This is a genomic window from Streptomyces sp. NPDC021100, from assembly GCF_044333095.1.
Lineage (GTDB): Bacteria > Actinomycetota > Actinomycetes > Streptomycetales > Streptomycetaceae > Streptomyces.
The window spans coordinates 64,282-87,490 of sequence record NZ_JBIRQH010000030.1; the positions used below are offsets into that span (position 1 = coordinate 64,282).

Sequence of the window (23,209 nt, forward strand, 5' to 3'; positions counted from 1 at the left end):
TCAGGCTCCGACAGGACCGTCACCGGTGTGGCTCCTGACCCATCGGCCGGCGGCCGGGCGGACACACAGCCCCTCCGCCTCGATCCCGGCGCGTTCCAGCACCTCAACGGCCCGGCAGCGGGGGTCGAGGGCGAGCGCGGCCAGCAGGTCGAGCCCCTCGACCGGGCCCGGACCGCGGGTGGCGGCCCGCGCGTACGCCTCGCCCATGGCGATGGCCGCGGCGGGCGACCAACCGGGAACCCTGCCCTCCGGCAGCAGCGGCAGCGCCCGGGAGTCCTCGACCGAGCCGCGCCAGCGCAGGCCGTAGCCGATGCTGCGCTGCACGAGGTAGCCGAGCAGCCGTACGACCCGGTCCGGGCCGCCGGGCAGCGCGAGCCGGGTCTCGGGGTCGGCCTCCAGCAGGGAGTGCAGCAGGTGGGCGGTGTCGATCTGCCGGTCACCGTCGCGCAGGGCGCGCCGGCGGGCGCCGGCGACCGCCGCCGCCACCTCCGTGCTCAGCGGCACCTCGTCCGCCCCGCCGATGTCAGGTATACGGCTTTGCACCCTCCCACCCCATCAGTCCGGGGCGCTGGAGGCATCCCCGGGCGGAATCATTCGCGCGTCCCCCTCCGGTTGGGCGCGGACGCCCGCGCGCTCCTCCTTGAGGAGGAGACGCACGGGCGGTGTCCCCCAGGGGACCGACGACGCGTCAGTCGCCCTCGGCGAGGATCAGGTAGAGCTTGCGGCGCGTCTCGTTGACGACGGCGAGCGCCTGCTCCCGCTGCTCCGCGCTGCCGGTGCGCCAGACCTGCCCGAACGCCTCCATCAGCGCGAAGCCGGCCTGCCTGACCTCCTGCGCGGTCTCGCGGTCTGCGCCCCCGGCGACCTGCTCCCAGGGGGCCGGGGAGCCCGCGTCGGCCTCCGCGCGGCCGTCCTCGGTGAGCGCGAACAGCTTCTTGCCGCCCTCGCTCGCACTGCTGATCAGCCCCTCGTCCTCAAGCAGTTGCAAGGTGGGGTACACCGACCCGGGGCTGGGCCGCCACGCGCCGCCGCTGCGCTCCGCGATCTCGCGGATCATCTCGTAACCGTGCATCGGCCGGTCCTTGAGCAGCGCCAGGATCGACGCCCGCACATCACCGCGCCGCGCCCGGCCGCCCGGACCACCACGCCCCCGCCCGCCGAACGGGGGCCCGCCGAAGGGCGGCCCGAACGGTCCGAACGGCCCGAAGGCCCGCCGCCCGCGCTCGCCCCGTTCGCCATGCCCGCCATCACCACGCCGACCGAAGCCGGGGTGCTCGTGACCATGGGAGTACCGCATATCGTTCCTCCAGTTCATCGATCGTTCGCGATGCTTCGACGATATATCGGTAACGCGTGTAGGGCAAGACCCCGCCCCGACCGCGCCCGGACTGCTCGAGTTCCCCGCGAGGCGGCATCGACCGATAGTGGCCATACCGTTTCCCGGCTGGCCGGCCATCCGCAGGCACCGCCCTGAACTGCGGTTTCGCGTCCAAGAGGGCCAGTCAGACAGGCACCCGGGGGATCCCCGGCGGCTCTCCCGGCCGGGCCCGCCTGTGCACTTCCGCCGCGGACCCACCGATCCCTTGGCTCTTCGGACACTGTCCGACCGTTGACATGGGCACGAAAATCGCTCGGGTGAACATCACCGGAGAACACTCGACGCCCCGCGGACGAGCCCGCGGACGGGGAGCGAGAATTCCGCTCCTGCTCACCGCCCTCCTCGCCGGCTCCGCCCTCTTCCCGGCGACGGCCTCCGCCGCCGGGACGGACCCGGAACGGATCTGCGGCCACACGGTCCAGGGCCGCATCCTGGAAAAGTACCGGGAGTACCGCGACACGCTCGGCTGCCCGCGGACCGACGAACAGACCGCTCCCGACGGGGTGGGCCGGTTCAGCGTCTTCGACGGCGGCTCGGTCTACTGGAGCCCCTCCACCGACGCCCACGTCATCTGGGGCCTCATCCGCGACAAGTGGGCCGCCATGGGCTGGGAGAAGGGCTCCCTCGGCTACCCCACCAGCGACGAACTCTCCCTCCCCGACGGCGCCGGGAAGCGTCAGGTCTTCCAGGGCGGCTCGCTCTACTGGCATCCCACCCGCTCCAACGGCGTCCACCCCGTCTGGGGCCTCATCGGACAGCGCTGGGGACAGGCGGGCTGGGAAGGCGGGGTGTACGGCTACCCCGTCACCGACGAACTCCAGCAGGAGGGCGTCACCCAGATGTTCGAGCACGGCCCCATCCGGTGGTCGCCGAACGAGACCGCGAACCCGCTGATCCCCCGCACCAACGCCCACTTCTTCCAGGGCGGCCCGGCCCCGGGTGATCTGAAGGAGAGCGCCACACTGCTGCCCAAGGGCCCCGACCGGGGCATCGTCGTGGTGCGCGGCTACATCGGCGACGACGGCGACCCGGTCAACCACTCCCTGGGCAACCACCGCCTGTGGAGCACCGAACCCGAGGCGAGCTCCAAGGTGGCCATCGCCTGGGACACCGCCACGGGCCAGGTCGGGATCTATGTCGACCGGTCCTGTGTCGGGGACCTGACGTGCCGCAACGCCAAGCCTCTGGCGCGTACCGAGCACGCCAAGGTCGTCCAGGACGACCGGACCCCGCGGAACGAGTACTGGGCGGAGCCCTACGGTGACGGCGGCATCCGGGTGGACGTGTCGGCGGTCAACTCGTTCGTGGACGCCCCGGGCTCGAAGTACGCGGATCTCGGCCGGATCAACGCGACCTTCCACATCCACCCGCACGGCTACGACGACAAGAACAAGAACTTCACCGGCTTCGACGTCGACACGAACAAGGACAAGTACCCGTCCTGGGAGGTCCTGCGCTACCCGCGTCTGCTGGAGAACTCCGGTTCCCCGCAGGCTCTGTGGCAGGGCGCCGTGTGGCAGGGCTCCATCACGGACCTGAAGGCCGGGCAGCACCTGTGCCACCGGAACGACCCGGACCACGCACCCGTCAACATGACCTGCACCTGACCACCGCCGCGGGAGGGCCGGCCCGTCCGGTCTTCTCCGTCTCCGTCCGACTCTCCTGCTCGGTCCGACGGCACGATGGACGCCCTGGCGAAGTGGCGCCGCTCCCGGCGCCGCGGAGGGGCCGGGCGGGGGCCCCGCACGTCACGCGCTGTCGGGCAGCGCCGCTGTCGAGCGGGAGCAGATCCGCCGGCGCGGCGCCCGCGGCGGTCATGGCGGCGGCCTGGGAAGGGTCGCCGAGGACGGCCACCACGGCGGCGGCGATCTCCTCGCGCGACGCCGGGAGTTCCAGCGCGCGGCCGAGGCCGCGCCGGGCGAACGCGGCGGCGTTGCCGGGCTGGTCGGCGACGACGCCCATGCCCACGGCGGGCGTCGCGCCCCGCACCGCGTCGAGCGGGACGCCCGGCCGCCGTGCGTCGCGAACTTCGGCTCGTGCCCCCAGCGGCGGGAGACCGCGCGGCGGCCGTCCTCCGGGCCCCGGCCCGTACCCCACCGGGCCGAACAAGGCCACCTCCCGGCGATTGGCCGTGTCGGGAACCGTCCCCGCGTCCTACGGTCCTGCCATGCGAATCCGAATCGTCGACGCGTTCACCGACCGCCCCTTCGCCGGCAACCCGGCCGGCGTCATGCTCTTCGACGGCCCCTTCCCCGACGACGACCGGCTCCAGGCCGTCGCCGCCGAGGTCAACCTCTCCGAAACGGCGTTCGCCCGGCCGCTGGACGGCACGGGCGAGCGGGACGAGGGAGAAGCGGACTGGGCGCTGCGCTGGTTCACCCCGTCCACCGAGGTCGACATGTGCGGCCACGCCACCCTGGCCGCCGCCCACGTCCTGCACACCACCGGAGCCGCCACCGGAACCGTGCGCTTCGCCGCCCGCTGCGGTGTGCTCACCACGACGGCGCACGACGACGGGTCCCTGACGCTGGACTTCCCGACGTCCTCGCTCACCCCGCTGGCCGTCCCCGACGGGCTGGCCGAGGCGCTCGGCGCCGCACCGCTGAGCGTGCACGGCACCAGCGACCACATCGGCGACCTGCTCGTCGAGCTGTCCGACGAGCGGACCGTGCACGCCCTGACCCCCGACTGGCGCGCGCTGGCGGGCCGGTCCCGCCGGGGGATCATCGTCACCGCGCCGGCCGCCGACCCCGCCCTCGGCTACGACTTCGTCTCCCGCGGCTTCTTCCCCAACGTGGGCATCGACGAGGACCCGGTCACCGGCAGCGCGCACACCGCGCTGGCCCCCTTCTGGGCGGCCCGCCTCGGCCGCACCGAGCTGACGGGCCTGCAGGGCGGCGCCCGGCGGGGACGGGTCCGCACCGCGCTGCGCGGCGAGCGCACGCTGCTGACGGGCCGCGCGGTGACGGTGATCGACGGCGAGTTCCTGGTCTGACGGGGGCCGGGCCGCTCACGCCGTCGGCAGCCACCCCACCTTCCCCGCGAGCAGCGCGTACCCGGCGAACGCCACGATGTCGATCAGCGCGTGCGCCGCCACCAGCGGCCCCACCCGTCCCCACCGCCGGTAAAGGAGGACGAAGAGGACGCCCATCGCCACGTTCCCGAGGAACCCGCCGACGCCCTGGTACAGGTGGTAGGACCCGCGCAGCACCGCGCTCGCGGCCAGCGCCGCCAGGGGCCCCCAGCCCGTCTGGCCCAGCCTGCGCAGCAGGTAGCCGACGACCACGACCTCCTCCAGCACCGCGTTCTGCACGGCGGAGGCGAGCAGCACCGGGAACTTCCACCACACGTCCGGCAGCGACTCGGGCACCACCGTCAGGTTGGACCCGGCGGCCCGCGCGCCCAGGTAGAGCAGCAGCCCCGTGCCGCCCACGACCGCGGCGACGGCGGTGCCGCGCGCGAGGTCGGAGCCGGGGCGGCTGCGGTCGAATCCGATCGACCGCAGCCCGGCGCCCTCGCGCGACAGCAGATGGGCGACGAGGAGGACGGGCACCAGCGCGGTCGCGATGCCGAACAGCTGCCAGGCCAGGTCCAGCCAGGGCCGGCCGGGCGCGTGGGAGGTGTTGAGCCGGGCCGCCTGGTCCTTGAGCCCGCCCGGCCGGGTGAGCGCGCCGATAAAGCTGATCAGCGCCGAGACCCCGCTGGCGCCCAGGGAGAGGGCCAGCACGAGGACGGTCTCGGTGCGCAGCGTCCGCCGCGACGGTACGGGGACGGCGGCCGGGCCGGCCGGGACGTCCGGACGCTCCTCCGCGTCACGGGCGTCGTCCCGCCGTGTCGCTCTGTTCACTCGTGGTCCACTCCTGCCTGCGCCCCTCGCCGTACCGCCCGCGCGTCGATGCGCGGGCGGTACGGGGTGTCCGTACGCGGCGGTGACCGCCACCGCGTCGTCCCAGCTTGCCCGACGCCCGCGGGCCCGGACCACAGAGGGGCTCTTTGCGCGAGGCCGCCGAGCCGCGAAGCCGCCGAGCCGCGAAGCCGCGAAGCCGCGGAGTCACGAGGTCAGGCGATCCCCACCGGCCAGGTGTGCACCGGCTCCCCGGTCGCCATCAGCTCGCAGTAGCGCCGCGTGGTGGCGGCCAGCGCGGCGTGCCGGTCCAGGCCGCGGTCGCGCGCGGCGTGGTACGTGGCGGCCTGCCAGGACGCGCCGTTGGCGCGCCGGCGGCAGCGGCCCTCGATGACGCCGAGGTAGCGGTCGCGGTCCGCGGGTTCGACGCCCCAGGCGTCGAGGCCGGCGGCGGCGAGCGGCAGCAGTTCGTCGCGGACCAGCCGGACGGCGGGCACCTGGGCCACGCCCCCGTTGCGCCCCTTGGGCCAGCGCAGCACGGCGTCGATGCCGTGCCGGCAGGCGGCGTCGAAGTTGTCGGCCGCGGCGGCGAACGGCAGCCGCGTCCACACCGGGCGCGGCTCCTCCGCGAGGGCCCGGACGAGCCCGTAGTAGAACGCCGTGTTGGCCAGCACGTCGGTGACGGTCGGGCCGGCGGGCAGGACGCGGTTCTCCACCCGCAGGTGGGGGACGCCGTCGGCGATGCCGTAGACGGGCCGGTTCCAGCGGTAGACGGTGCCGTTGTGCAGGACGAGTTCGTCCAGTCGCGGCACCCCGCCCGCGTCCAGCACCCGCAGGGGGTCCTCGTCGCCGCTGATGGGGAGCAGCGGGGGGAAGAAGCGGAGGTTCTCCTCGAAGAGTTCGTACGCCGAGTCGATCCACCGCTCCCCGAACCAGGTGCGTGGCCGTACGCCCTGCGCCTGCAGTTCGGGCGGGCGGGTGTCGGTGGACTGGACGAACAGCGGCGGCCGGCTCTCGCGCCACAGCTCGCGGCCGAAGAGGAACGGGGAGTTGGCGCCCACCGCGATCTGCGCGGCGGCCACCGCCTGGGCCGCGTTCCAGACGGCCGCGAACCGGCCGGGGGTGACCTGGAGGTGCAGTTGCACCGAAGTGCAGGCGGCCTCGGGGCAGATGGACCGCGCGGTGCAGGTCAGCCGTTCGACGCCGGCGATGTCGATGCTGACGTCCTCGCCGCGGGCGGCCATCACCTGCTCGTTGAGAAGCGCGTAACGGTCGGCGGCGGAGAAGTTGTCGGGGACGAGATCGGACTGGCCGAGCGTGGGCAGAATGCCGATCATCACTATTCGGGAGCCCACTTCCCGGGCTTTCCGGTCGGCATAGGAGAGGCCGGTGCGCAGCTCCTCGGCGAGTTGGTCGAGAACTCGTCCCGACAACCGGTGCGGGACAATGTTCACTTCCAGGTTGAATTGACCGAGTTCGGTCTGAAAATCATGGCTCGCGATACGTTCCAGCACCTTGGCATTCATCATGCTCGGCATTCCGTCGGAGCCCGCCAGATTCAACTCGATCTCCAGCCCCATAAGGTTCCGGGGCCGGTCGAAACGCTTCTCCTCCAGTAACCTCCCCAGCCCTTCCAGGCACTGCCGGAGCTTGTCCCGATGCCGCTGCCGGTCGTCCAGGCCGAACTCCACGGCGGCGACCTTCTCACCCATGGACGCGTCCTCCTCCAGCGGTCGCCCTCGGCGCCGGCCCGTCCCCGTCACGGTCGATGATGCCCAGACGAGGCGATCGAAACGCCTCACCCCGTCCCCGTATAACCGGTAGGCTGGCAACCAAGCGCACTCCGGCACATTCCGATGGCATGACGGCAGCTCATGGCATGTCGCATTGCGCTGGTGATAAACACCGACGAGTTTCGGCCGACCGTTCCCGGGAAAGAAACCGAGGTCAGGTGTGCGCGACCGGGAACGAAAACACCGAAAACGACCCCGCAGGCGGCCCTGATTTCCCCTTGCCGGAAATACCGGCGACAGCTAGCCGAAACACCCTGTGAACATGTGTCGTATAAACTCGGAGTGAGGCAGAGAGTAGGCGCCCCGGCAGCGGTCCCGGCCCCCCTCTGACCCCGCACACCGACAGCGTCGTCACCTGCCAGCACCTGCGTGTCTCCGAAGTGAGAGGCGACCCATCATGCCGCTGCACATCCCCCCTGCCCCCGCGCCTGCCCTCCGTAGCGTCCGCACCGCCCTCGGCTCCCCCACCGCGGTCCGGGAGACCCGCACCCCGTCCCTGAAGGCCGCCCAGGGAGCGCTCAGCTGCGAACTCCCGCTCCCCGTCCACGTCCTGGAACAGCACCCCCCGGCCGGCGCCGCGCCCCGCACCCGGCTCACCGGATGGCGCTTCCTGATCAAGGAGGACGAGCGCGCCATCGCCGCGGGCGAGGCCCGGCCCACCGCCGACGGCTGGACGTTCTCGCACTTCTTCGAGGGACCGTACGTCCTCTCCACCGAACTCGCCCTGCGGCAGGCGGAGTCGCTGTCGACGCCGTACCAGCCGCGCCTGCTGACCGTGCCCGGCCTCTACATGCTCACCTTGTGGCTGCACGGCGACATCACGGCCGACGCGGAGTCCGGCCTGCCCGCCCCCGGCGACCTCCTGGTGCCGCTCGCCCCCGCGCCGCCCGGCATCGCCGCCCACCGCCCGCACCGCTTCGCCGACCTGCTGCCGGTCCTCACCCTCCGGCTGACCCCGTCCCACCTCACGGCACCGATGCTGAAGACCGCCTGACACGTCCCGACGGCGCCCCGCGACCCCTTCGGCCGCGGGGCGCCGCGTAGTTTCCGCCCCTCCCGCCCCTCGTGCACCCTCTGTCACCCCATGTCACCCACATGGCTCAGCGCGCGGAGCTCGACCCGAACCGACCGAAGGAGCAGACTTGTTGACAGCAACCGTCCGCATGGGTGACGCGTCTTCCTCCACAGCGGACCGCTGCTACGAAATCCCTGCGGAATCACGCCCGTAGGGCAACACTGGGACCGACAGACCACATCGTCACGGGGGGCGGCATGACCACCGCATCGAGCCGCAGCACAGCGACAGCAGCAGAGACATCCCAGCGAAAGAACCCTCCCATGTGCCAGCACCATCCCGCGTGCCCGTCAGCCGATTCCGCCGACCGGGAAGCCGCCCACCTCGTGGCGCACTTCCCCCAGCAGGGCTGGAGCCTGCTGTGCAACGGCGTCCTCTGCTTCGAGGACACCGGCGAACTGCTGCCGGACGGGCAGATCATCGCCCCGCACCGGCCGCTCGGCGCCGAGCATGTGGTGACGGCGGCCTGACGTACCACGTACGACGCGACGAAAGGGCCGGCCCGGCGTTCCCGCCGGACCGGCCCTCCCCGTGTGACGGGCCTGCCGCCTAGCCCTCGTACTCGTCCAGCGGCGGGCAGGAGCAGACGAGGTTGCGGTCACCGAACGCACCGTCGACCCGGCGCACCGGCGGCCAGTACTTGTCGGCCGCGGAGACGCCGCCCGGGAAGACCGCCGTCTCCCGGTCGTACGGGCGCTCCCACGCACCGGCGATCGACGCGGCGGTGTGCGGGGCGTTGCGCAGCGGGTTGTCGTCCTTGTCCCACTCGCCGGAGCCGACCTTCTCGATCTCCGCGCGGATCGCGATCATCGCCTCGCAGAACCGGTCGAGTTCGCCCAGGTCCTCGCTCTCGGTGGGCTCGATCATCAGTGTGCCGGCCACCGGGAACGACATCGTCGGCGCATGGAAGCCGTAGTCGATCAGGCGCTTGGCGACGTCGTCGACGGTGACGCCGGTGGCCTTGGTGAGCGGCCGGAGGTCGACGATGCACTCGTGGGCGACGAGGCCGTTGGGACCGGTGTAGAGCACCGGGTAGTGCGGCTCCAGGCGCTTGGCGATGTAGTTGGCGCTCAGCACCGCGACCTGGGTCGCGGCCTTGAGGCCCTCGCCGCCCATCAGCCGGACGTACGCCCAGGAGATCGGCAGGATGCCGGCCGAGCCCCACGGCGCGGCCGAGATCGGGCCGACCCCGGTCTCCGGGCCCGCGGCGGGCTGGAGCGGGTGGTTGGGCAGGTACGGCGCGAGGTGCGCGCGGACGGCGACGGGGCCGACGCCCGGACCGCCGCCGCCGTGCGGGATGCAGAAGGTCTTGTGCAGGTTCAGGTGCGAGACGTCGCCCCCGAACTCGCCCGGCTTCGCCACCCCCACCAGGGCGTTGAGGTTGGCGCCGTCCACGTACACCTGGCCGCCCGCCTCGTGGACGAGGGCACAGATCTCGCTGATGTGCTCCTCGAACACGCCGTGCGTGGACGGGTAGGTGACCATGAGGACGGCCAGCTCGTCGCGGTGCTTCTCGATCTTGCCGCGCAGGTCGTCGGCGTCGACCTCGCCGTCCTCGCCCGTCTTCACCACGACGACGCGCATGCCGGCCATCACGGCGCTGGCCGCGTTGGTGCCGTGCGCGGAGGACGGGATGAGGCACACGGTCCGCTGCTCGTCGCCGTTGGCACGGTGGTAGGCGCGGACGGCCAGCAGACCGGCCAGCTCGCCCTGCGAACCGGCGTTGGGCTGGAGCGAGACCTTGTCGTAGCCGGTGACCTCGGCCAGCCGCTCCTCCAGCTCGCGGATGAGCGTGAGGTAGCCCTCGGCCTGCTCCGCCGGGGCGAACGGGTGCAGCGCGCCGAACTCCGGCCAGGTGACCGGCTCCATCTCGGTCGTCGCGTTGAGCTTCATGGTGCAGGAGCCCAGCGGGATCATGCCCCGGTCCAGCGCGTAGTCCCGGTCGGCGAGGCGGCGCAGGTAGCGCAGCATCGCGGTCTCGGAGCGGTGCTGGTGGAAGACCGGGTGGGCGAGGAAGCCGGAGCCTCGCAGCAGCCCCTCGGGGAGCGCGTCGGCGGTGCCGGCGTCCAGCGCCTCGACGTCGGCGGTCACCCCGAACGCGGCCCAGACGGCGGCCAGGTGCTCGCGGGTGGTGGTCTCGTCGCAGGCGATGCCGACGGTGTCGGCGTCCGTCCGGCGCAGGTTGACGCCCTGCTCCAGGGCGGCGGCGACGATCTCGTCCGCCCGGCCCGGCACCCGCGCGGTGACGGTGTCGAAGTACGCGCCGTGCACGACCTCGACGCCGCCGGCCCGCAGGCCCTCGGCGAGCAGCGTGGCGTACCGGTGCACACGGCGGGCGATGCCGGTGAGCCCGTCGGGCCCGTGGTACACGGCGTACATCCCGGCCATGACGGCGAGGAGCACCTGCGCGGTGCAGATGTTGCTGGTGGCCTTCTCGCGGCGGATGTGCTGCTCGCGGGTCTGGAGGGCCAGGCGGTACGCCTTGTCGCCGTCCGCGTCGACGGAGACGCCGACGAGGCGGCCGGGCAGGCTGCGCGCGAACTGCTCGCGGACGGCCATGTAACCGGCGTGCGGCCCGCCGAAGCCCATCGGCACGCCGAACCGCTGGCTGGTGCCGACGGCGATGTCGGCGCCCAGCTCGCCGGGCGGGGTGAGCAGCGTCAGCGCCAGCAGGTCGGCGGCGACGGTGACGATCGCACCCAGCTCGTGCGCCCGCTCGATGACCGGCCGCAGGTCGCGGACGGCACCGGAGGCGCCCGGGTACTGGAGCAGCACGCCGAAGACGCCGCGCTCGGCGATCTCGTCCGGGATGCCGGCGGAGAGGTCGGCGACGACGACCTCGACGCCGGTCGGCTCGGCGCGGGTCTCGATGACGGCCACGGTCTGCGGCAGGGCGTCGGCGTCGACGAGGAACACCCCGTCCTTGACCTTGCCCACGCGCCGCGAGAGCGCCATCGCCTCGGCGGCGGCGGTGCCCTCGTCGAGCAGGGACGCGCCGGAGGTGGGCAGCCCGGTGAGGTCGGCGACGACGGTCTGGAAGTTGAGCAGGGCCTCCAGGCGGCCCTGGGAGATCTCCGGCTGGTACGGGGTGTACGCCGTGTACCAGGCCGGGTTCTCCATGACGTTGCGGAGGATCACCGGCGGGGTGAACGTGCCGTGGTAGCCGAGTCCGATCATGGGCACGAGCACCTGGTTGCGGTCCGCGAGACCGCGCAGCTCGGCGATCACCTCGGCCTCGCCGCGGGGCGCGGGCAGCCGGAGCGCCTCGGCGCTCTTGATCACGTCCGGCACGGCGGCGGCGGTGAGTTCGTCCAGCGAGCCGAAGCCGACATGGGCGAGCATCTTCGCCTGCGCCCCGCTGTCGGGGCCTATGTGGCGGCCGGCGAAGGGAGTGCCGCGCTCCAGGTCGGAGAGGGCGATGCGGTGGGCGGTCATCTGCGGGGGCCTCCTGGTCATTGCGACCTGCGAGGGGTACCACGGCGCGGGTACCCGGACGGCCTCCCCCTCTGTCATCTCGACCTGAGAGCTTCACCGGGTCCTGGTGACGCGACCCGGCTTTCACCGTCGGTGAGGAGGGGCTCGGCATGGTGCCCGGTCCGGTGCCCGCCCTGCTTTCCAGAGTGACCTCGTCCGCGCGGTACGGGTGCCTGAGAGATTCCGGGGAGGATTTGCTCCTTCGGCGCCCCCGTCGGACCCGTCGAGGCGGATGCCTCTCCGGCTCCTGGAGGACTCTCCCGCGCGGGGTCCACAGCCAATCGCCAGCCTACCAGCGGCGATGCCGACGACGGATCTCCCGGCCGGTGCTTTTCCGCGGGCTCCCCCATTACTCCTGATTGGCGGCTTATCTCGCCTCCCGAGGGTTTTTCCGGGCTTTGCGAGAGGTCTCCCGGGGAAACCAGGGGACAGAGAGGGGACAGAAGTGACTCCCGGGAGGACAGATGCAGTCGGATATCGATCCTCGGACCCTGATCGGCCGTAAAGCGTACGACCGCGACGGCGCGAAGATCGGCACGGTGGACGAGGTCTACCTCGACGACGCCACCGGCGAACCCGAGTGGGCGGCCGTACGCACCGGCCTCTTCGGCCGCGACGCCTTCGTCCCCCTGGAACCGAGCGAGGTCGTCGACGAGTCCCTGCGCATCCCCTACGACCGCACCCTCATCAGAACCGCCCCCGACCTGGGAGTGGGCCGCCATCTCTCCCCCGAACAGGAACTCCGCCTCTACCACCACTACCGCATGCCCTTGCCGGGCCCGGACACGCCGGCGCCCGGGACGGGCGGGCGGGAGCGGGACGCCGACCGCTGAACCGCGAGGGTGCCCGCAGAGGCGGTGGGGTGCCCCGGTCCCGCCCTTTCACCGTTTCCTGGGGCTGCGCCCCAGACCCCGCTTGTCGCGGCTTCGCCGCTCGTCCTCAAACGCCGGACGGGCTGACTATCCAGCCCGTCCGACGTTTGAGGACAACCGCGCGGAGCGCGGTTTCGGGGGTGCGGGGGCTCGCCCCCGCAAGAAACGGTGAAAGGGCGGGATCGGGGCACCCCACCACGCCGGGCAGGACCGACACACTAGGACACCGACCCGCTCAAGCCCGCGACCGAACCGTCCCCTCCGCCGGTTCACCGGCGACCCGCCCCCGGGAGGCGCCCTCCCCCGAAGGCCGGATCAACGGCACCGGCTCGGCAGGCTCCAGCCCGGGCTCGTCGACGGCGAAGGTCCGCACCCGCCCAGGAGCCACCGACCACGGCTCCTCGAACCGCACGGTGACCCGCCCGAGCCCGCTCCCCTGCACCCACCCCCGCCCGAGCTCCCGATGCACCACGTCCAGCCCCGGCAGCCACCGCCGGGCCGGCGACGCGTCGTCGTCCGCCCTCGTCTCGGGCGCCCCCTCGGCATCCGTCAGCCCTCCCTCGTCCGCGGCCGCCCCCGCGGCCTCAGCGGCCCGCGCCTGCGCGAACAGATCCTCCTGCGTGTAATCGGCGAGCCCGCTCACCCCCACCCCCAGCAACCGCACCCCCGCCGTCGTATCAACCCCCTCCAGCAACCGGGCGGCCGCCTCCCGGACCACCGCGGGATCGTCCGTCGGCCCCCGGAGCGTCTCGGAGCGCGTCAGCGTCGAGAAGTCGTACCGCCGCACCTTGATGACGACCGTCCGCCCCGACCGCCCGGCCGCGCGCAGCCGCCGGACGCAGCGGTCGGCGAGGCGAGCGAGCTCCAGCTGCACACGCGTCCGGTCGGTCAGGTCCTCGGCGAAGGTGTCCTCCACGGAAACGGACTTCGCGTCCCGCTCGGCCACGACGGGCCGGTCGTCATGGCCGGTCGCCAGGGCGTGGAGCCCGGCCCCGTGCGCCTTGCCCAGCAGCCGCACCAACTCCGCCTCCCCCGCCTCGGCCGTCTCCGCCACCGTGTGGATGCCCGCGCGCCGCAGCGTCTCGGCGGTGGCGGGCCCGACGCCCGGGATCGTCCGCACCGGCAGGGGCCCCAGCAGCTCCAGCTCCGTGCCCGGCTCGATGACGACCAGCCCGTCCGGCTTCGCCTGCTCGGAGGCGATCTTGGCGAGCATCTTGGACCCGGCGAGCCCCACCGACCCGCTGACCCCCGTCGCCGCCAGGATGTCCCTGCGCAGGCGCTCCCCCACCGCCCGTACGGCCCCAGAGTCCGGCTCGACGCCGCCCGCCTCCAGGTCGACGAACGCCTCGTCGAGACTGAGCGGCTCCACCAGCGGCGACAGCTCGCCCAGCAGCCCCATGACCACGCCGCTCACCTGCTGGTACAGGCTGAAGCGCGGGGTCAGATAGGCCGCGTTGGGGCACAGCCGGCGGGCCTGGGCCGTGGCCATGGCCGAGTGCACCCCGAAGACCCGCGCCTCGTACGACGCGGTGGCCACCACACCGCGCGGACCGATGCCGCCCACGACGACCGGCTTTCCGCGCAGGCTGGGCTTGGCCGCCTGCTCCACCGAGGCGTAGAAGGCGTCCATGTCGAGATGCAGGATCGTCGGTGAACCTCTCACACCACGAATGGTCCCGCATACCACTGACAATCGCGCTGACGTGCGACGACGAGCCCGCCCGCGCCGCGTCACGCCCACACGAAAGCGGGCCCGGGGAGGAACCCCGAACCCGCTTCGTACCGCCTGGAGCCGCCCTCAGCCCGCCCGATTGCGCCGCCGCGCCAGCTCGTCCGCCGGATTGTGGCCGATCAGCGTCTCGCCGGTGTCCACCCGCTCCCCATGGAGCTGGGCGAGCGCGCTCTCGACGTCCCGCCAGACCACCCCGACGGCGATCCCGAAGACGCCCTGGCCCCCCTGGAGGAGCCCCACGACCTCGTCGGTGGACGCGCACTCGTAGACCGTCGCGCCGTCGCTCATCAGCGTCATCTGCGCGAGGTCGGCCATGCCGCGGGAGCGCAGGTGCCGGACGGCGGTGCGGATGTTCTGCAGCGAGACACCGGTGTCCAGCAGCCGCTTGACGATCTTGAGGACGACGACGTCCCGGAAGCTGTACAGCCGCTGGCTGCCGGACCCGTACGCGGGCCGGACGCTCGGCTCCACGAGCCCCGTGCGCGCCCAGTAGTCGAGCTGCCGGTAGGTGATGCCGGCCGCCGCGCAGGCGGTGGGCCCGCGGTAGCCGATGGTCTCCGCGGCGGGCGCCGCGCCGCCCTCGCCGTCCACGTCTCTCGAGCCGCCGGCCCGGGGCCCCCGCTGAGCGGTGACCGCCGCGCCGGGGACGGGAGTGCTCCCCGCTGTTCCCACGCCGCTCAGGCCGTGGGCGGGGGTACCGCCCGCACCGTTCAGGCTATGAGGGAGGGTCACCGGTTCGACCGATCCCCCGTGCAGCGGATACGGACTGCCGACCGCTGTACCGTCGCCCGTGCTTCTCACGCCGACCTCCGTCCTTGACCTGCCTTCTCGACGGTAGGCAGTCGCTCGGGGTGCGTCAACGATCGCCACACTCGGCACGCCGAGTGATAATCACCCTGAGAGTGGTTTTACGTGTCCCCGCGGGGGAAAGGCTACTCGAATACCCTGCCGCGGCCCCGGGCACGCCCTGGTGAGCCTGCCGAAAGGGGCCCGCCGGCCGCCTCACTGGCTGTTGGTACCGAAGTCCTCCGGCGAGATCTGGTCGAGGAACTCGCGGAACTTCTCCACCTCGTCCTCCTGCTCGTCCGGGATGGCGATCCCCGCGTCGTCCAGCACCCCGTCACTGCCGTAGATCGGCGTTCCGGTGCGCAGGGCCAGCGCTATGGCGTCGGACGGCCTGGCGCTGACCTCGACTCCGCTGGCGAAGACCAGCTCCGCGTAGAACACGCCTTCGCGCAGGTCCGTGATGCGGACCTCCGCGAGCTGCTGCCCCACCGCCTCCAGCACGTCCTTGAACAGGTCGTGGGTCAGCGGTCGGGCCGGAGCCATCCCCTGCTGGGCGAAGGCGATCGCCGTCGCCTCCCCCGGTCCGATCCAGATGGGGAGGTAGCGGTCGCCTCCCACTTCGCGCAGGAGCACGATCGGTTGGTTGGAGGGCATTTCCACCCGGACACCCACGACATCGAGCTCGTTCACACAGCAACCCTAGGACGTGCTCGGCCGGTTTGGGTAGTCGGGGCCGCCTTCGGTCACTGTCCGCACCGCCCGGGCGGTCATTGTCCGCGCGGCTGGAGCGCCGAGCGCACCAGCGCCGCGTGCAGCCGGACGGACAGCCCGGCGAGCTCCCGGGCGGTGGCCTCGGCATGGGCCCTGGTCTGCGGGTTGCGATGCCTGCGCAGGGGTGCGACCACCTGTTCGACCAGACCCGCCTCGCGGTCCGCCGCGGCCTTCACGGCCCGTAGGTGCCGCGGCTCCAGCCCGAATCGTCCCAGGTCGGCGACGAGGCGGGCGACGGCCACGGAGTCGGCGCCGAATCCGCCGTCCGGGTGGGGGACGACCAGCCCGTACGACTCCCATTCCACGAGCTCACCCTCGGTGACCCCGGTGAGCTCCAGCAGCTCGGCGCGGCCGATCCGCCCTCCGGGCCCCACGGGAACGGGCTCGGGTGCGGCCTCCACCGGATCCTCGGGCCCTTCGACGAGCTCCCCGAGGTCGAGGCCGTCCCGGGGCTGCCCGGGGGCGGGCAGCGGGATCCGCTCGCCGCGGGCCAGCGCGTCCAGGTGCTCGCGGATGACCTTCAGCGGCAGGTAGTGGTCGCGCTGCATCCGCAGCACCTGGGCGAGCCGCTCCACGTCCGCCGTACTGAACTTGCGGTAACCGGACGGCGTGCGCTGCGGTTCGACCAGGCCCTCCGCCTCCAGGAAACGGATCTTGGAGATGGTGACCTCGGGGAACTCCTCGCGCAGCAGGTTGAGCACCGTTCCGATGCTCACCAGCCGGCCCTCCGCACCGACGGTGCCAGAGGAGCCGGCACCGCCCGACGGTGTCTGAAGCATGGCCCTATCCCTTGCTGTCCTCCCGGCGGCTGTCTCCCGGGCGGCCGGCCTCCCGGACCACGTCCGGGAGGGGTCAGATGGCCCGCTGGCTGCCGAAGAAGACCAGGCGGTACTTGCCGATCTGCACCTCGTCGCCGTTCGACAGCACCACCGAGTCGATCTGCTCCCGGTTCACGTACGTGCCGTTGAGGCTGCCGACGTCCGTGACGCTGAAGCCGCCGTCCTGCCCCCGCCGGAACTCCACGTGGCGGCGCGAGACCGTGACGTCGTCGAGGAAGATGTCGCTCTGCGGGTGGCGGCCCGCCGTGGTCACCTCGCCGTCCAGCAGGAAGCGGCTGCCCGAGTTCGGACCGCGCCGGACGACCAGCAGCGCCGAACCCAGCGGCAGCGCCTCCACGGCGGCCTGGGCCTCCGGGGAGAGCGACGGGATGGCCGTCTGGCCGGTGGTCTCGGAGTCGTACGCCTCCAGACCGGAGATGGAGATCGTGGACGTGGTCTCCGAGGCGCGCTCGGCGACGGCACCCGGCCGCAGCGGCGCACCGCAGTTGGAGCAGAACCGGCTGTTCTCGCCGTTCCGATGACCACACCTCGTACAGACCGGCAACGCAGCCCCTTCCCCCGCACCCGACATCGGCGTACCGAGACCTATGCGCGCGGTCGCCGTGGGATCGCCGGGAGGAACTCCCTGGCCCCCCTGGGCGCCGCCGTGGACACCCGCCTGGTCGCGGAAGAGGGGACGCCCCTCCTGGCCCCGCTCATCGCCTTCCACCGGGGCCTGGGCCCGGTGACGCGCGGAACCGCCGCCGCTCTGGCGGGAGCTCTTGCCGAACAACTTCGCAAACAACTTCACGGGCGATTCCCCTTGACCGAAACAGACCCGCCCGTGGGGCAGGACAAAACCTCGCTGCACACACCGTCCGACCTGGACATCCTTACAACGTCCAAGGCCGATGGACAGTTTCCATCACGCACCCCCGTCTTGGTGCGCCGACCCCCCGCAAGTCCCCGCCCTCCCCGCAGAACCCCTGCGTTCGCCCGCCTCACCGCGATGACGACCGAGCGTAGTCAGGCCGCTTCGCCGGACGCAAGGCGTCGACAACGATCTTCTCAGACCGGGAGATGTCGACCCCGGCCTGCTCCTTCTGCAGAGTCTGCACCACACCACCGGGGATGTTGAGAGCGGGCTTCAGATCGTCGGGCTTGCCGATGACCTTGAACTTGTAAGGCTGCGACACCTTCTTGCCGTCGATCTCCACCTTCCCCGCGCCACCGGAGAAATATGTGTCGGCGGCCACCCGGACATCGTTGAGCTGGATCGCCTCGGCGCCGGCCGCCCGCAGCTCCTGGACGGTGTCCAGCAGCATGTCGGGCTCCACCGCCCCCTTGCCGTCGCTCACCGTGAGGACGATGCCGGGCCCCTGGGCGGCCACCGTGCCCGCCAGGATGCCGAGCTGCTGCTCCTTCTGCGCCGTCTGCTTACGGGCCTCGGCGGCCTGGTTCGAGCTGCTCTCCAGCTCCGTCCGCTGGCCCTCCAGCTTCCGCTTCTCGTCCTCGAGCCGCTTGGTGCGGTTGTCGAGTTCGTCCAGGATCCGCACCAGGTCCTCCTGGCGCGCACCACGCAGCACGCTGCTCTCGCTGTTCGACCGCACCTGGATCGCCAGACCCAGACCCAGCACGCACAGCAGCAGGGCGACGGTCAGCTGGGCCCGGGTGAACCGGGGCGGCCACAGGCCCTTCACCAGCCGCTGACGGCCCGTCAGGGGCGGTTCGGCGGGCGGCTCGGGCGCGGAGTCCCGGCGCGTCCCGCCGGCGTCCTCCGGACCTTCCGCTTCCCCAGCCGGCCGCGCCTCGGGACCGCCCGGCGCGGACGCCTTCCGCTCCTGCTCTCCCCGACCGGGCGTGTCCTCCGGCCGCCCGGGCGTGTCGTCGTCGCTCATCGGCCTCACGCCCGGAACACGTGCCGCCGGATGGCGGCGGCGTTGGAGAAGATGCGGATGCCCAGGACGACCACCACACCGGTGGACAACTGCGCCCCGACGCCCAGTTTGTCGCCCAGGAAGACGATGAGGGCCGCGACGACCACGTTCGACAGGAACGACACCACGAAGACCTTGTCGTCGAAGATGCCGTCCAGCATCGCCCGGAGCCCGCCGAACACCGCGTCCAGGGCCGCGACGACGGCGATGGGGAGGTAGGGCTCGACCGCCGTCGGCACCACGGGGCGGACGACCAGTCCGACCACGACTCCCACGATGAGGCCCAATACGGCGATCACGATGTGCCCTTCCCTGTGTCGGCGGCGCGGCCGGCCGCGCCGCCCCCCTGCGGCCGTGCGGTTCGTACGGTCAGACTCGGCGCGGGCGACAGCCGGATGTCGTCCTCGACGGAGATGGAGGCCCTGACCCCGTAGTTCTGCTGGAGGACGTGCAGGTACTGGCCGTCGACGCTGTCCTGGAACGAGGTGCTCATCCGCCGGCCGTCGCCGATCGCCAGCACCGTGTACGGCGGCGCCAGCGGCTTGTTGTCCACCAGTATGGCGTCCCCGGCCGCCCTGATCGCCGACAACGAGGTCAGGCGCTGGTCATTGATCGCGACGGCCTCCGCACCGGCCTGCCAGAGGCCGTTGACGACGCGTTGCATATCGCGGTCGCGCACCCGGCCGGTGTCGGAGAAGCCGCTGCTCTCCCGGGGGCCGCCGCCCCCGCTCTTCGCCTGCTTGGCGTCGTCGACGACCACCTTGACCCCGGGGCCGTGCACCGGCGTGGCCCCGGCGAGCAGGGACACCAACTCGGCCTTGTCGCCGCCGTGTTCCTCCAGGGCCTCTCGCTGCCGGTCCCCGACGCTCTCCCGCAGCCCGTTGACGTTCTTCTGCAGCGCGTCCGCCGCCGCCGTCTCCTTCTCGATGCGGCCGATGAGCTGCTCGCGCTCCTTGGCCAGCGTCGGTGCCGATATGCGCGCCTGCGCGGCACCGAGCGTCACCACCACGGCGGCCAGCAGCAGCGCCGCGGCCAGCCCCAGCCTCGCCCGGAGCTTGCCCGGCAGCCCCTGGCCGCCCTCGGCCCGCCGGGCCGCCGCCTCCGCGTAGCCGTCGTCCAGGCTGTGGTCCATCACATTGGTCAGCAGCGACATGGAGGCGTCGGGGCGCGGCGGCGGTGCGGGGGTCCTCCGAACGGGGGGCTGCTGCGACATGCCGCACATCGTCGCACGTCGGGGGCGTCGTCTCCCAATGGCCCCACCGGCGTGCCGGAACGGGACCGGGAAGACGACGCCCTCGCGTGCCGTCCGGGCCGCTAGCGGCCCGCGCCGTCCACCACGGCGGACCACTCGTCCAGCAGCGCCTGGGCGGACGCGTCGTCAGGCCCCTCGGCCCACAGGTGCGTCACGGCCTCGGCCGGGTCGGGGAGCACCATCACCCACCGCCCGTCGGCCTCGACGACCCGGACGCCGTCGGTCGTGTCGACCGAGCGGTCCCCGGCCGCCTCGACCACCTGACGCATCACCAGGCCCTTTACCGCCCACGGCGTGGCCAGGTCGCGCCGCAGGACGTGCGCCCGGGGGATCCGGGCGTCGATCTGGCTGAGCGTGAGCTGCGTACGGGCCACCAGGCCGACCAGCCGGACGAACGCCGCCGTGCCGTCGAACACGCTGCTGGACTCCGGCACGATGAAGCCGCCGCGCCCGTCGCCGCCGAAGATGGTCGAGTCCGCCCGGCCGACCCGGGTCAGGTCGTCCGGCGAGGTCGTCGTCCACTCCACCTGCGTACCGTGGTAGGCGGCCACCTGCTCGGCGATCCGGGTCGTGGTGACCGGCAGCGCCACCCGGCCGGACCGCCGCTCGGCGGCGACCAGGTCGAGCAGGACCAGCAGCGCGCGGTCGTCCTCGACGATCCGCCCGCGCTCGTCCACCAGCGAGATCCGCTCGCCGACGGGGTCGAACCGCACACCGAACGCGGCCCGGGCGGAGGCGACGATCTCCCCGAGCCGCACCAGGCCGGACCGCCGGGCGTCGGCGGTCTCGGTGGGCCGCGCCTCGTCCAGCCCGGAGTTGATGGTCAGCGCCTCCACGCCGAGTCGGCCGAGGAGGCTGGGGAGGACGAGGCCGGCGCTGCCGTTGGACGCGTCCACGACGACCTTCAGCCCGGCCTCGGCGACGCCCGTGGTGTCGACGGACCGCAGCAGCGAGCCCGTGTACGAGTCGTAGACGCTCGACGGGAAGGACAGGTCGCCGATCTCGCCGGGGAACGCGCGCCGGTACTCCTGGCGGGCGTAGACCCGGTCCAGCTTCCGCTGCCCGGCCTGCGACAGGTCGGCGCCGCGCTCGTCGAAGAACATGATGTCGACGGAGTCCGGCACCCCCGGCGTGGTGCGGATCATGATGCCGCCGGCGCTGCCCCGCGCGGTCTGCTGCCGCGCCACGGGCAGCGGGACGTTCTCCAGGTCCCGTACCTCGATGGCGCTGGCCTGGAGGGCCGAGATAACGGCCCGTTTGAGGGCGCGCGCGCCTCGGGAGTGATCGCGGGCCGTGGTGACCGTGGCGCCCTTCTTGAGCGTCGTGGCGTACGCGCCGGCCAGCCGGACGGCCAGCTCGGGGGTGATCTCGACGTTGAGGATGCCGGACACCCCGCGCGCCCCGAACAGGTGCGCCTGGCCGCGAGACTCCCAGATGACCGAGGTGTTGACGAACGCGCCGGCCTCGATCGTCTTGAAGGGGTAGACGCGGACGTTCCCCTGGATGATCGATTCCTCGCCGACGAGGCACTCGTCGCCGATGACGGCGCCGTCCTCGATCCGGGAGGCGCGCATGATGTCGGTGTTCTTGCCGACGACGCAGCCGCGCAAGTTGCTCTGCTGGCCGATGTAGACGTTGTCGTGGACGACGGCCTTGTGCAGGAACGCGCCGCTCTTGACGACGACGTTGGAGCCGACGACGGTGTGCTCGCGGATCTCGGCGCCGGCCTCGACCTTGGCGTAGTCGCCGATGTAGAGGGGGCCGCGGAGTTCGGCGTCGGGGTGGACCTCGGCGCCCTCGGCGACCCAGACGCCGGGCGAGATCTCGAAGCCGTCTATGTCGACGTCCACCTTGCGCTCGAGGACGTCGGCCTGGGCCTTGACGTAGCTCTCGTGGGTGCCGACGTCCTCCCAGTAGCCCTCGGCGACGTAGCCGTAGATGGGCTTGCCTTCCTTCATCAGCTGGGGGAAGACGTCACCCGACCAGTCGACCGGGACGTCGGGCGCCACGTAGTCGAAGACCTCGGGCTCCATGACGTAGATGCCCGTGTTCACGGTGTCGGAGAAGACCTGGCCCCAGGTCGGCTTCTCCAGGAAGCGCTCGACCTTTCCGGCGTCGTCCACGATGGTGATGCCGAATTCGAGCGGGTTGGGCACCCGGGTGAGGCAGACGGTGACGAGGGCGCCCTTTTCCTTGTGGAAGCGGATGAGATCCGTCAGGTCGAAATCGGTGAGGGCGTCGCCCGAGATGACGAGGAAGGTGTCGTCCTTGAGGGCCTCTTCCGCATTCTTGACGCTGCCCGCCGTGCCGAGTGGCTTTTCCTCGTTGGCGTAGGTGAGCTCCATGCCGAGCTCCTCGCCGTCACCGAAGTAGTTCTTCACCAGTGAGGCGAGGAACTGGACGGTGACCACCGTCTCCGTGAGCCCGTGCCGTTTGAGGAGCCGGAGTACGTGCTCCATGATCGGGCGGTTGGCCACCGGCAGGAGCGGCTTGGGCATGCTTGAGGTCATGGGGCGAAGGCGGGTGCCTTCGCCACCGGCCATCACGACGGCCTTCATGTCGGAAGCGTCCTCCTTGAGAGATGACGGACCACCGACTAAATCCCCTCGATCGCCTCCGTTGTACGTACGCGTGAACGTACGGCTACGACGGGATCAGTCGGCTGTGGTATCCGCCTTGACCAGTCGGCGGACTTGAACCACATAGAGGATTCCTGCCCACCAATAGAGGGTTGTACCCCATCCGGCGAACGCCCATCCGAAAATAGTGGCGGGCAGCTGGACCCAGCTGTCATTGTCACTGAGAAGCAGCAGCGGGAACGCGTACATCAAGTTGAAGGTCGCGGCCTTGCCCAGGAAGTTCACCTGGGGCGGCGGGTATCCGTGCCGTCGCAGGATCCCCACCATGACCAGCAGCATCGCCTCGCGGGCCAGGAGGGCCGCGGTGAGCCAGAGCGGCAGGATCTCCCGCCAGGTCATTCCGACCAGTGTGGAGAGGATGTACAGCCGGTCGGCGGCGGGGTCGAGCAGCCGGCCGAGGCTGCTGATCTGGTTCCAGCGCCGTGCGAGCTTCCCGTCGAGGTAGTCGCTGACGCCGCTCAACGCCAGCACCAGCAGCGCCCATCCGTCGCAGTTCGGCCCGTCGAAGACGGGCTGGAGGATCAGCCACAGGAAGAGGGGGACGCCGACGAGGCGAGCCATGCTGAGGATGTTGGGGATGGTGAGGACGCGGTCGGTCTGTACGCGCGTCTCATGGACCTCCACCCGGGGGCCTCCTGTGGGACGGTTCCTGTTGATTTCTTCTTGACCTTACCGGTAGCCGGGGCGGTCGGTATGCGCGGGTGGGCGCAGTGCCAAGGCGCCGTAAACGAGCGCGAAGGTGCCGTAAACGCAAGTAAGCCCTGGCAGGGAGCGATGCTCCCCACCAGGGCTTACTGTCAAAATTTGCTCGGCGGCGTCCTACTCTCCCACACGGTCC

Annotated in this window: 21 protein-coding genes and 1 riboswitch; of the genes, 5 read left to right on the forward strand and 16 right to left on the reverse strand. The window is 72.0% G+C overall.

Features of this window, described 5'->3' with window-relative positions:
* Together ACH4PU_RS33960 and ACH4PU_RS33965 are read right to left on the reverse strand one after the other, a co-directional pair.
* Entirely contained in the window at positions 1–543 is a 543-nt protein-coding gene (locus ACH4PU_RS33960) for a Clp protease N-terminal domain-containing protein (RefSeq protein ID WP_398281080.1), read from the reverse strand.
* A 145-nt stretch (positions 544–688) separates the two neighbouring features.
* Positions 689–1,297: a PadR family transcriptional regulator gene (locus ACH4PU_RS33965; protein WP_398281083.1), complete on the reverse strand. Its 609-nt coding sequence runs from the start codon at positions 1,295–1,297 to the stop codon at positions 689–691.
* Positions 1,298–1,635: 338 nt separating this feature from the next.
* Here ACH4PU_RS33965 and ACH4PU_RS33970 point away from each other — a divergent pair, with 338 nt between their 5' ends.
* The gene (locus ACH4PU_RS33970) at positions 1,636–2,985 is read left to right on the forward strand and encodes an LGFP repeat-containing protein (RefSeq protein ID WP_398281086.1); all 1,350 of its coding nucleotides are present in this window, start codon (positions 1,636–1,638) and stop codon (positions 2,983–2,985) included.
* Here the strand turns inward: ACH4PU_RS33970 and ACH4PU_RS33975 are convergent.
* A complete protein-coding gene (locus ACH4PU_RS33975) occupies positions 2,966–3,367 on the reverse strand; it encodes a hypothetical protein (RefSeq protein ID WP_398281089.1) in 402 nt (133 codons plus the stop codon). The two genes, ACH4PU_RS33970 and ACH4PU_RS33975, sit on opposite strands and share 20 nt — an antisense overlap.
* Before the next feature lie 178 nt (positions 3,368–3,545).
* On the opposite strand from ACH4PU_RS33975, the gene ACH4PU_RS33980 reads away from it, so the two are divergent.
* Entirely contained in the window at positions 3,546–4,373 is an 828-nt protein-coding gene (locus ACH4PU_RS33980) for a PhzF family phenazine biosynthesis protein (RefSeq protein ID WP_398281092.1), read from the forward strand.
* 15 nt (positions 4,374–4,388) lie between these two features.
* On the opposite strand, the gene ACH4PU_RS33985 is transcribed toward ACH4PU_RS33980, so the two are convergent.
* Positions 4,389–5,126 carry a CPBP family intramembrane glutamic endopeptidase gene (locus tag ACH4PU_RS33985; RefSeq protein WP_398281149.1) on the reverse strand — a complete coding sequence of 246 codons (738 nt, stop codon included), beginning with the start codon at positions 5,124–5,126 and terminating at the stop codon, positions 4,389–4,391.
* 311 nt (positions 5,127–5,437) lie between these two features.
* Positions 5,438–6,934 (reverse strand): glutamate--cysteine ligase, encoded by a 1,497-nt coding sequence (locus tag ACH4PU_RS33990; protein ID WP_398281095.1) that lies wholly within the window; start codon positions 6,932–6,934, stop codon positions 5,438–5,440.
* A 478-nt stretch (positions 6,935–7,412) separates the two neighbouring features.
* On the opposite strand from ACH4PU_RS33990, the gene ACH4PU_RS33995 reads away from it, so the two are divergent.
* Together ACH4PU_RS33995 and ACH4PU_RS34000 are read left to right on the forward strand one after the other, a co-directional pair.
* On the forward strand, positions 7,413–8,009 hold the full coding sequence (locus ACH4PU_RS33995) for a hypothetical protein (protein WP_398281098.1): 597 nt from the start codon (positions 7,413–7,415) through the stop codon (positions 8,007–8,009).
* A gap of 344 nt (positions 8,010–8,353) precedes the next feature.
* Positions 8,354–8,560, forward strand: a complete 207-nt coding sequence (locus ACH4PU_RS34000) for a DUF5999 family protein (RefSeq protein ID WP_004947198.1) — start codon at positions 8,354–8,356, stop codon at positions 8,558–8,560.
* 79 nt (positions 8,561–8,639) lie between these two features.
* Here ACH4PU_RS34000 and gcvP read toward each other — a convergent pair whose 3' ends face one another.
* Positions 8,640–11,525 carry an aminomethyl-transferring glycine dehydrogenase gene (gene gcvP / locus ACH4PU_RS34005; protein ID WP_398281102.1) on the reverse strand — a complete coding sequence of 962 codons (2,886 nt, stop codon included), beginning with the start codon at positions 11,523–11,525 and terminating at the stop codon, positions 8,640–8,642.
* Between the two features lie 190 nt (positions 11,526–11,715).
* Positions 11,716–11,837: riboswitch (glycine riboswitch) on the reverse strand.
* A 191-nt stretch (positions 11,838–12,028) separates the two neighbouring features.
* Between gcvP and ACH4PU_RS34010 the strand changes: the two genes are divergently transcribed.
* Positions 12,029–12,397: a PRC-barrel domain-containing protein gene (locus ACH4PU_RS34010; protein ID WP_398281105.1), complete on the forward strand. Its 369-nt coding sequence runs from the start codon at positions 12,029–12,031 to the stop codon at positions 12,395–12,397.
* Between the two features lie 274 nt (positions 12,398–12,671).
* Here ACH4PU_RS34010 and ACH4PU_RS34015 read toward each other — a convergent pair whose 3' ends face one another.
* The 10 genes from ACH4PU_RS34015 to ACH4PU_RS34060 all read right to left on the reverse strand — a co-directional run bounded on the left by ACH4PU_RS34015 (position 12,672) and on the right by ACH4PU_RS34060 (position 22,995).
* Complete coding sequence (locus tag ACH4PU_RS34015) at positions 12,672–14,099, reverse strand: DNA polymerase IV (RefSeq protein WP_398281108.1); 1,428 nt, start codon at positions 14,097–14,099, stop codon at positions 12,672–12,674.
* 135 nt (positions 14,100–14,234) lie between these two features.
* Entirely contained in the window at positions 14,235–14,969 is a 735-nt protein-coding gene (locus ACH4PU_RS34020) for a MerR family transcriptional regulator (RefSeq protein ID WP_398281111.1), read from the reverse strand.
* A 201-nt stretch (positions 14,970–15,170) separates the two neighbouring features.
* Entirely contained in the window at positions 15,171–15,644 is a 474-nt protein-coding gene (locus ACH4PU_RS34025; RefSeq protein ID WP_004947186.1) for a bifunctional nuclease family protein, read from the reverse strand.
* Positions 15,645–15,721: 77 nt separating this feature from the next.
* A complete protein-coding gene (locus ACH4PU_RS34030; protein ID WP_398281114.1) occupies positions 15,722–16,504 on the reverse strand; it encodes a MerR family transcriptional regulator in 783 nt (260 codons plus the stop codon).
* A gap of 73 nt (positions 16,505–16,577) precedes the next feature.
* Positions 16,578–17,414, reverse strand: a complete 837-nt coding sequence (locus ACH4PU_RS34035) for an FHA domain-containing protein (RefSeq protein WP_398281117.1) — start codon at positions 17,412–17,414, stop codon at positions 16,578–16,580.
* 130 nt (positions 17,415–17,544) lie between these two features.
* Positions 17,545–18,441 (reverse strand): DUF881 domain-containing protein, encoded by an 897-nt coding sequence (locus ACH4PU_RS34040; protein WP_398281120.1) that lies wholly within the window; start codon positions 18,439–18,441, stop codon positions 17,545–17,547.
* A gap of 5 nt (positions 18,442–18,446) precedes the next feature.
* Entirely contained in the window at positions 18,447–18,779 is a 333-nt protein-coding gene (locus tag ACH4PU_RS34045; RefSeq protein ID WP_004947174.1) for a small basic family protein, read from the reverse strand.
* Positions 18,776–19,693, reverse strand: coding sequence for a DUF881 domain-containing protein (locus ACH4PU_RS34050; RefSeq protein WP_398281124.1), 918 nt, complete (start codon positions 19,691–19,693; stop codon positions 18,776–18,778). Before ACH4PU_RS34050 ends, ACH4PU_RS34045 begins: the two co-directional genes overlap by 4 nt.
* Before the next feature lie 101 nt (positions 19,694–19,794).
* The gene (locus ACH4PU_RS34055) at positions 19,795–22,290 is read right to left on the reverse strand and encodes a sugar phosphate nucleotidyltransferase (protein ID WP_398281127.1); all 2,496 of its coding nucleotides are present in this window, start codon (positions 22,288–22,290) and stop codon (positions 19,795–19,797) included.
* A 96-nt stretch (positions 22,291–22,386) separates the two neighbouring features.
* Positions 22,387–22,995, reverse strand: a complete 609-nt coding sequence (locus tag ACH4PU_RS34060) for a CDP-alcohol phosphatidyltransferase family protein (protein ID WP_398281130.1) — start codon at positions 22,993–22,995, stop codon at positions 22,387–22,389.
* Positions 22,996–23,209 lie beyond the last annotated feature (214 nt).

Bases quoted from the DNA above. Each gene is read 5' to 3' on its own strand.
- ACH4PU_RS33990 (WP_398281095.1), bottom strand. From the start codon at position 6,934: ATGGGTGAGAAGGTCGCCGCCGTGGAGTTCGGCCTGGACGACCGGCAG.
- ACH4PU_RS34055 (WP_398281127.1), bottom strand. From the start codon at position 22,290: ATGAAGGCCGTCGTGATGGCCGGTGGCGAAGGCACCCGCCTTCGCCCC.
- ACH4PU_RS34030 (WP_398281114.1), bottom strand. From the start codon at position 16,504: ATGCTTCAGACACCGTCGGGCGGTGCCGGCTCCTCTGGCACCGTCGGT.
- ACH4PU_RS34050 (WP_398281124.1), bottom strand. From the start codon at position 19,693: ATGTCGCAGCAGCCCCCCGTTCGGAGGACCCCCGCACCGCCGCCGCGC.
- ACH4PU_RS34000 (WP_004947198.1), top strand. From the start codon at position 8,354: ATGTGCCAGCACCATCCCGCGTGCCCGTCAGCCGATTCCGCCGACCGG.
- gcvP (WP_398281102.1), bottom strand. From the start codon at position 11,525: ATGACCGCCCACCGCATCGCCCTCTCCGACCTGGAGCGCGGCACTCCC.
- ACH4PU_RS34010 (WP_398281105.1), top strand. From the start codon at position 12,029: ATGCAGTCGGATATCGATCCTCGGACCCTGATCGGCCGTAAAGCGTAC.
- ACH4PU_RS33995 (WP_398281098.1), top strand. From the start codon at position 7,413: ATGCCGCTGCACATCCCCCCTGCCCCCGCGCCTGCCCTCCGTAGCGTC.
- ACH4PU_RS33980 (WP_398281092.1), top strand. From the start codon at position 3,546: ATGCGAATCCGAATCGTCGACGCGTTCACCGACCGCCCCTTCGCCGGC.
- ACH4PU_RS33965 (WP_398281083.1), bottom strand. From the start codon at position 1,297: ATGCGGTACTCCCATGGTCACGAGCACCCCGGCTTCGGTCGGCGTGGT.
- ACH4PU_RS34040 (WP_398281120.1), bottom strand. From the start codon at position 18,441: ATGAGCGACGACGACACGCCCGGGCGGCCGGAGGACACGCCCGGTCGG.